Below are 6,663 nucleotides of genomic sequence, written 5' to 3'. Positions count from 1 at the left end.
GCCCGGGCGCCCCCCCCCCCTCTCCCCCCCCCACCAACCCCCCCCCCCCCCAACCCCCCCCCCCCCCGGCCGCGGCAGACTGCTCAGCGAGGGCGGTGGGGCTTCTTCGGCAGCAGGTCGTAGAGCCCCTTGCGGACGCCGTTGTCGTTGACGTTGCGGGCCACCGCCACCTCGGAGATGAAGTCCTCGAAGACGAACTCCTCGTCGGCGGGCACGACCGCCGGCGCTTGGTTCTGCTCCAGGTAGCTGTCCAGCGTGGTCGCGATCTCGCGGAACGACAGCGCCTGCAGCGTCTCCGGGGCGTACGTCGTCACCGGGACGCCGTGCGCCGCCGCCTCGTTCATCACCACGCCCAGCGGCAGGTGCGAGAGCATCGGGATGCCGAACTCGTACATCTCCTGCAGCGCCGCGGCCGCGTAGTGCGAGATCGGCCGCCGGTAGAGGCTCGGCACGAGGCCGAACCACGACAGCGGCTGCCGCCCGACCGTCTGCTCCACGTACCGGACCTGGTCGGCGAGCAGCCGCAGCGCGCGGATGCTCGTCTTGTCCGGCTGGACGGGGACCAGGATGCCGTGCGACGCCGCCAGCGCGTTGTTCGTCAGCACGTCCAGCGCCGGCGGGCAGTCGATGACGCAGTGGTCGTAGTTGGCGAACTGGATGACCCGCGCCAGCTGCCAGCCGGGCACGCGGAACGAGTCGAGCCGCCGGATCAGGTCGAACATCCCCGGCGACGTCGGCACGACGTCGAGGGCGCCGCCCTTGCCGAGGTTGCTGCGCGGGTGCGGGACGATCAGCTCCTCGATCGCGCCCTTCCACGTCTTGGCCAGCGCTTTCGCCAGGCTGGGCCGGTCCGCGGGCACCTCGGCCAACCCGAGCATCTCGGTCGTCGCGTGGCCCTGCGGGTCGAGGTCGACCAGCAGCACCCGCCGGCCCTGCTCGGCCAGCGCCGCCGCGGTGCCGACGCTCAGTGAGGTCTTGCCGACCCCGCCTTTCTGGTTGACCACCGAGGTGATCTGCATGCCGGAGCGCTCCTCAAGTCGGTCGTTCCGCGAAGGTTATTGGATGCGGGCCCGTTGTGGGTGGCTATCCGCCCCCGGCCTGTCGCGATCGCACCATCAGCGCCTGCGCGCCGGTGGCCACCGGGCCGTCGCCGTCGTGCAGGATGCTCGTCGCCGTGCCGACGCCGTGCTTGCCGACCAGCGTGACCGCGTCCAGGCCGATCCACTCGCCCGACGGCGGCCGCCGCAGGTGCACGGTCAGCTCGGAATTGATGAACCACCACTGGCGCGGGTCGAGGTAGTTCGACACGCCGTTGCCGGAGTCGGCGACGGCGAACAGCCGCTGCAGCCCGCTCGGCTCCTCGCCGTCGACCAGCGGGACGCGCTGGCGGGCCCAGACGGCGGCCGGGCCGGGCACGTCCATGCCGCCGCGCACCGCGCGCCACTCCACCGCGTCGAGGTAGCCGGCCTGCCAGCCTTCGGGCCACGGCGACTCCGTGACGCTGTCCGGCGCGGGCATCAGCGGCCCGCCGTCCGTGGCGACCTCGGCCGTGTCGGACGTCGCGATGCGCCACGCCGAAGCCCGCGCCACCACGCGGTCCGCGCTCGCCAGTTCGGCCTGCAGCAGCTCGACCGACCGGCCGGGCCGTTCGATCCGGGCCCGCACGGTGAGCTCGGCGACCGGGGCCGGGCCGAGGATCTCCACGGTGACCCGCGCGAGCTCCGCCGGGTGCGCCGGTTCGACGTTTTCGAGGGCCCGGACCAGCAACGCCGAGGGCGGCCCGAAGTGCTGCGAGTCGGACGACCAGGGGCCGGCCGTGTGGGCTGTCGCCGAGAACCGGCCCTCGCCGCGCGGGACGTAGAAGGCGTCGGCCATCAGTCGGCCCGGTCCAGCGGCGTCTCGTCGCCCGCGTCGGGTTCCGGCCAGCCGGGGTAGGCGGGTGGCGTGCCGCCGTACTCGGGGCAGTGCGCCTGGTGGTCGCACCAGTTGCACAGCTTGCTCTTGTTCGCCCGGAAGTCGCCGGTCTTGCCCGCCTTGAGGATGGCCTGCCAGATGGCTTCCAGCGTGCGTTCGAAGCGGAGCAGCTCGGCTTCGTCCGGGGCGTAGGCGAGGGACTGGCCGTCGGTGAGGTACATCAGCTTCAGCTGGCGCGGCACGATCCCGCGCAGCCGCCACAGCACCACGGCGTAGAACTTCATCTGGAACATCGCCTTGGCCTCGCCGATTTCGCGCGGTGCGGCGCCGGTCTTGTAGTCGACGACCCGGATCTCGCCCGTCGGCGCGACGTCGACGCGGTCGATGTAGCCGCGCAGGAGGACGCCGGAGCCGAGCTCGATCTCGACGTGCAGCTCGCACGCCTCCGGCTCGAGCCGCCGCGGGTCCTCCAGCTCGAAGTAGGCGTCGAGCAGCTTTTCCGCCGACCGCAACCAGTCGGCGTGGTCGTCGGGCTTTTCGCCGTCGAACAGCTCGGTCCACTCCGGACGGTCTTCGGACAGCTGGGTCCACGCCGGACCGAGCAGCTCCCGCGCCTGTGCGGGCACGCGCTCGGCGGCCGGCAGCGCGAAGAGCCGCTCCAGCACCGAGTGGACGAGCGTGCCGCGCAGCTGGGCCTTGGTCGGGACCTCCGGCAGCCGGTCGACCGCGCGGAACCGGTAGAGCAGCGGGCACTGCTTGAAGTCGCTGGCCCTCGACGGCGACAACGCGGGCCGCCGCCGCACCTGCGTGGCGACGGCGGAGGCTGGGGGTTCCGTGGTGACGGTGTCGGCGTCGGGCATGGGCAGAGCGTAACGCCGGGGTACGACAGTTCCGGCGACCGCAACGCCCGCCAGACCCGACAGGTCCGGACAACCCCGTACCCGGCAGGTCGGCTCGCGTACCCGGACAGTCGGCTCGCGTACCCGGAGGGTCGGCTCGGCCCGGCAGGTGAGCCGACCCTCCAGGTACGTGAGCCGACCTTCTGGGTACGTGAGCCGACCTTCTGGGTACGCGAGTCGTCCACCTGGGTACGCGTGTCGGCTGATCCGGTCCGGGTGGCGGCCGTGCGCGACACCACCCGGACCGGATCACCCGGTACCCACACCGGGGGCTCTAGGCTCTCCCGCATGGCCGCGACCAGTGAGCAGGGCACCGGGGGCACCCGGCAGGCCGTCCTCTCGGACGGCGGCCTCGTGCTGTTCCGGGTCGCCGGCGTGCCCGTGCTGCTGGCGCCGTCCTGGTGGGTCGGCTCGCTGGTCGTCGTCGTGCTCTACGCGCCGCTGGTCGGGCGGCTGCTCCCGGACGCCTCGACGCTGACGTCGTGGCTGCTGGCCGGCGCGTTCGCGCTGCTGCTGGGCCTCTCGGTGCTGGCCCACGAGCTCGGGCACTGCCTGGCCGCGCTGCGGCTGGGGATCCCGGTGCGGCGGCTGCGCCTCTTCCTGCTCGGCGGCCTGTCCGAAGTGGCCCGCACGCCGAAGCGGCCGGTCCACGAAGGCCTGGTCGCCGCGGCCGGGCCGGCGGTGTCGTTGCTGCTGGGCGGGTTCTGCGGCCTGCTGATGTTCGCCGTCCCACCCGACGGCGCGGTCTGGATGCTGGTGGCCGAGTGCGCGGTGGCGAACCTCGCCGTCGGCGTGTTCAACCTGCTGCCCGGCCTGCCCCTGGACGGCGGCCGGCTGGTCCGCGCGGGCGTCTGGGCGGCGACGGGGATCCGCGCGAAGGGCACGCGCGCCGCGGTGGCCGGCGGCGCCGTCGTGGCCGCGGGGCTGCTCGTGTGGGCGCTGTGGGGCCTGGCGACCGGGAGCCCGGACCGGTGGCTGCGCCTCGGCGTCTGCGTCGTCACGGCGTGGTTCGTGATCCTCGGCGCCCGCTCGGAGCTGGCCGCCGAAGCGCGCCGCACCTGGCCCGAAGGGCTGGACCTCGCCGAGCTCGTCCGGCCGGTGCTGCAGCTGCCCGCCGAGAGCCCGGTGTCGGACGCGCTGGCCGCGTCGGCCGGCCGGGGCGTGGTGCTGGTCCGCGCCGACGGCGTCGCCGCCGGCCTGCTCGACACGGGCGCGGCGGAGCGGCTGGCGGGCACGTCGCCGCACGCGCCGGCCGAGCTCGCGGCCGAGCCGATCCGGGCCGAGACGGTGCTGCTGGCTTCGGAACCGGGGGAGGACGTCGTCGAGCGCGTCCGCGAGACCCCGGCGTGGCAGTTCCTGGTGGTCGACGACGAAGGCCGCCCGGCGGGCGTGCTGCGCCGGGACGATCTGCGCGCCGCGCTGAACCGCCGTACCCGCTGAGGTACGGGCCCGGGCGGCCTGCGAAGATCTGTCGTCGGCCATTCGGGGTACTGGAGGAAGTGTTGTCGGTCAGCGGACCGTTTCGCGCGGGTGATCGGGTGCAGTTGACCGACTCGAAGGGGCGGCACTACACCTTGACGCTGGCCGACGGCGGGGAGTACCACACCCACCGCGGCGGGCTCGCCCACGACGACCTGATCGGCAGGCCCGAGGGCTCGGTGGTGACGTCCGCGGGCGGGTCGACCTACCTCGCGCTGCGCCCGCTGCTGCCGGACTACGTGCTCTCGATGCCGCGCGGCGCGCAGGTGATCTACCCGAAGGACGCCGCGCAGATCGTGATGTGGGGCGACATCTTCCCGGGCGCCCGCGTGCTCGAGGCGGGCGCGGGCTCGGGGGCGCTGACGTGCTCGCTGCTGCGCGCGGTCGGCCCGGCCGGGAGCGTGCAGTCCTACGAGATCCGCGACGACCACGCGGTGCACGCCGAGCACAACGTCGTGAAGTTCTTCGGCGAGAAGCCGGCGAACTGGTCGCTGACGGTGGCGGACCTGGCCTCGCACGAGGGCGAGGTCGACCGGGTCGTGCTGGACATGCTGGCCCCGTGGGACCAGCTGCCGAACGTCGCGGCCCACCTGGTCCCGGGCGGCGTGCTGACGGTCTACGTCGCGACCGTGACGCAGCTTTCGCGCGTCACGGAGTCCCTGCGCGAGCAGCAGTGCTGGACCGAGCCCGAATCGTGGGAAACGCTGATGCGGCCGTGGCACGTGGTGGGCCTGGCGGTGCGCCCGGACCACCGGATGGTCGCGCACACGGCGTTCCTGCTCACCGCCCGGCGGCTCGCGGACGGAACCGTCTCCCCGCGCGTGTCGCGCCGGCCCGCCAAGGGCAAGGGCTGAATCGGCGGAGTGGCGCGGAGCGCCTCCGTTGAGGGTGGCGGCGGGGGCATGGACGGACTAGCCCGGAACGCACCAGCGGCCGGACTCCTTGTGCAGCGGGAAGGGCGTGTCCTTCGTCCCGCCCGCGGCCTCGACGTGCACCTTCGCCGTCGCGGACTCGCCGCGGACCTCCGGCGGCTCCTTCAGGGTCGCCGTCACCGGGCCGGCCGCGTCCCACGTCCGTTGCAGCCCCGCGAGGGCCTCCGCGCTCTGGGGGCGGCAGGTCAGCTTGCCGAACGCCGCGGAATCGTGGTGGGAGATCGCGTCGACGATCGCGCGGGCCAGCACGGTCACCGCGGCCGTGTCGACCGCCGAGGGCACGGCGGACGTCGACGCGCGAGTCGGCGGAGCCGCCGGGGTCGAGGGCGCGGGCGGGGAGCCGGACGGCGCGACGAGCAGCAGTCCCAGCACCGCGCCCGCACCGGCCACGCCGAGCAGCACGAGCCCGGCGGCGAGCGCGCGGTTCACCGCCGGCGCGGGCTCACGAGCCGTCCGCCTTCACGTTGGACAGGCACCACAGGCCGGATTCCTTCTGGGCCGACATCGTGCCGACCTTGGTCTTGCTGCCGTCCGTGGCCGAGTAGCGCACGGTGGACTTGTCCCCGGTGTCCTGCGGCGAGGCGGTCAGCTTGACCGTGACCTTCGGGATGTCGCCCGTGGTGCCCTCGAAGACGCTCCGGCAGATGGTGTCGGCCAGCGCCTTCTCGTCGCCCGCGTTGTAGGCGGCGATCGTCGTGTCGAACAGCTCCTGCGAGCTGCCCTTGCCCGCGGGGGCGGGGCCGCCGGCGGGCTTGCTGCTCTTCGTCGACGGGCTCGTCGGCGAAGAGGTCTTGCTCTTCGGCGTCGACGGCTTCGGCGCGGACGTGGGGGCCGCCGAGCTGCTGCTGGCGGGCGGTGCGGCGGTGTTGTTGTCGTCCCCGTTGGCCAGGACGAACCAGGTCACGCCGCCGCCGACGAGGATCACCGCGGCGGCCGCGATGCCGATGATGAGCCCGGTCTTTTTTTTCTCAGGCGGGGGAGCGTCACCGAAGCCGCCGCCCCCGTAAGGGTCGTAACCGCCTTGGTTCGGCGGCTGCTGGCCCCACTGGTCCTGCTGCCCGTACGGGTCCTGCTGCCCGTACTGCGGGTAGCCCTGCTGGGGCTGAGGGCCCGTCTGGGGCGGGTAACCGCCCTGCTGCGGCTGACCGTAGGGGTCGGGCCGGCCGAACTGCTGGGTGCCGCCGTAGCCCGGCTGGGGCTGCGGGCCGCTCTGGGGGTAGCCGCCGGGCTGCTGGCCGTACGGCCCGGGCTGCTGCCCGTAGCCGCCGGGCTGCTGCCCGTAGCCGCCCGGTTGCTGCGGCGGGTAGGTCATGGGTGGTGCCCCCTCGCGTTCCTTCGACGGTGACTCCGGCCCCGAGACGGCCGACGTCGGCCCGATGCTAGCCATCGGGCGGGGGCCCCGCGCGGTTAGGGCGGAACTCGCCCGAATCGTCATCCGC

General features: G+C 73.8%; 7 protein-coding genes. 2 read left to right on the top strand and 5 right to left on the bottom strand.

Annotated features, from left to right (window positions below; translation table 11 throughout):
* Positions 1–83: 83 nt before the first annotated feature.
* The 3 genes from AB0N03_RS06420 to AB0N03_RS06410 all read right to left on the bottom strand — a co-directional run bounded on the left by AB0N03_RS06420 (position 84) and on the right by AB0N03_RS06410 (position 2,774).
* On the bottom strand, positions 84–1,019 hold the full coding sequence (locus tag AB0N03_RS06420; protein ID WP_364366267.1) for a ParA family protein: 936 nt from the start codon (positions 1,017–1,019) through the stop codon (positions 84–86).
* Between the two features lie 64 nt (positions 1,020–1,083).
* Positions 1,084–1,875: a thioesterase family protein gene (locus AB0N03_RS06415; protein ID WP_364366265.1), complete on the bottom strand. Its 792-nt coding sequence runs from the start codon at positions 1,873–1,875 to the stop codon at positions 1,084–1,086.
* Positions 1,875–2,774 carry a RecB family exonuclease gene (locus AB0N03_RS06410; protein WP_364366263.1) on the bottom strand — a complete coding sequence of 300 codons (900 nt, stop codon included), beginning with the start codon at positions 2,772–2,774 and terminating at the stop codon, positions 1,875–1,877. The genes AB0N03_RS06415 and AB0N03_RS06410 overlap by 1 nt, the downstream gene beginning before the upstream one ends.
* Positions 2,775–3,101: 327 nt before the next feature.
* Between AB0N03_RS06410 and AB0N03_RS06405 the strand changes: the two genes are divergently transcribed.
* Positions 3,102–4,253 carry a site-2 protease family protein gene (locus AB0N03_RS06405; protein WP_364366261.1) on the top strand — a complete coding sequence of 384 codons (1,152 nt, stop codon included), beginning with the start codon at positions 3,102–3,104 and terminating at the stop codon, positions 4,251–4,253.
* 62 nt (positions 4,254–4,315) lie between these two features.
* On the top strand, positions 4,316–5,146 hold the full coding sequence (locus tag AB0N03_RS06400; protein WP_360687284.1) for a tRNA (adenine-N1)-methyltransferase: 831 nt from the start codon (positions 4,316–4,318) through the stop codon (positions 5,144–5,146).
* Between the two features lie 57 nt (positions 5,147–5,203).
* Here the strand turns inward: AB0N03_RS06400 and AB0N03_RS06395 are convergent, their stop codons facing one another.
* On the bottom strand, positions 5,204–5,653 hold the full coding sequence (locus AB0N03_RS06395) for a hypothetical protein (protein WP_364366259.1): 450 nt from the start codon (positions 5,651–5,653) through the stop codon (positions 5,204–5,206).
* A gap of 13 nt (positions 5,654–5,666) precedes the next feature.
* Positions 5,667–6,536: a hypothetical protein gene (locus AB0N03_RS06390; RefSeq protein WP_364366257.1), complete on the bottom strand. Its 870-nt coding sequence runs from the start codon at positions 6,534–6,536 to the stop codon at positions 5,667–5,669.
* Positions 6,537–6,663 lie beyond the last annotated feature (127 nt).

It is taken from the genome of Amycolatopsis sp. NPDC051061 (assembly GCF_040682935.1).
Classification (GTDB): domain Bacteria; phylum Actinomycetota; class Actinomycetes; order Mycobacteriales; family Pseudonocardiaceae; genus Amycolatopsis.
The sequence above is the reverse complement of the archived record's forward strand: the minus strand, read 5'-3'. Positions and strand labels throughout refer to the sequence as shown.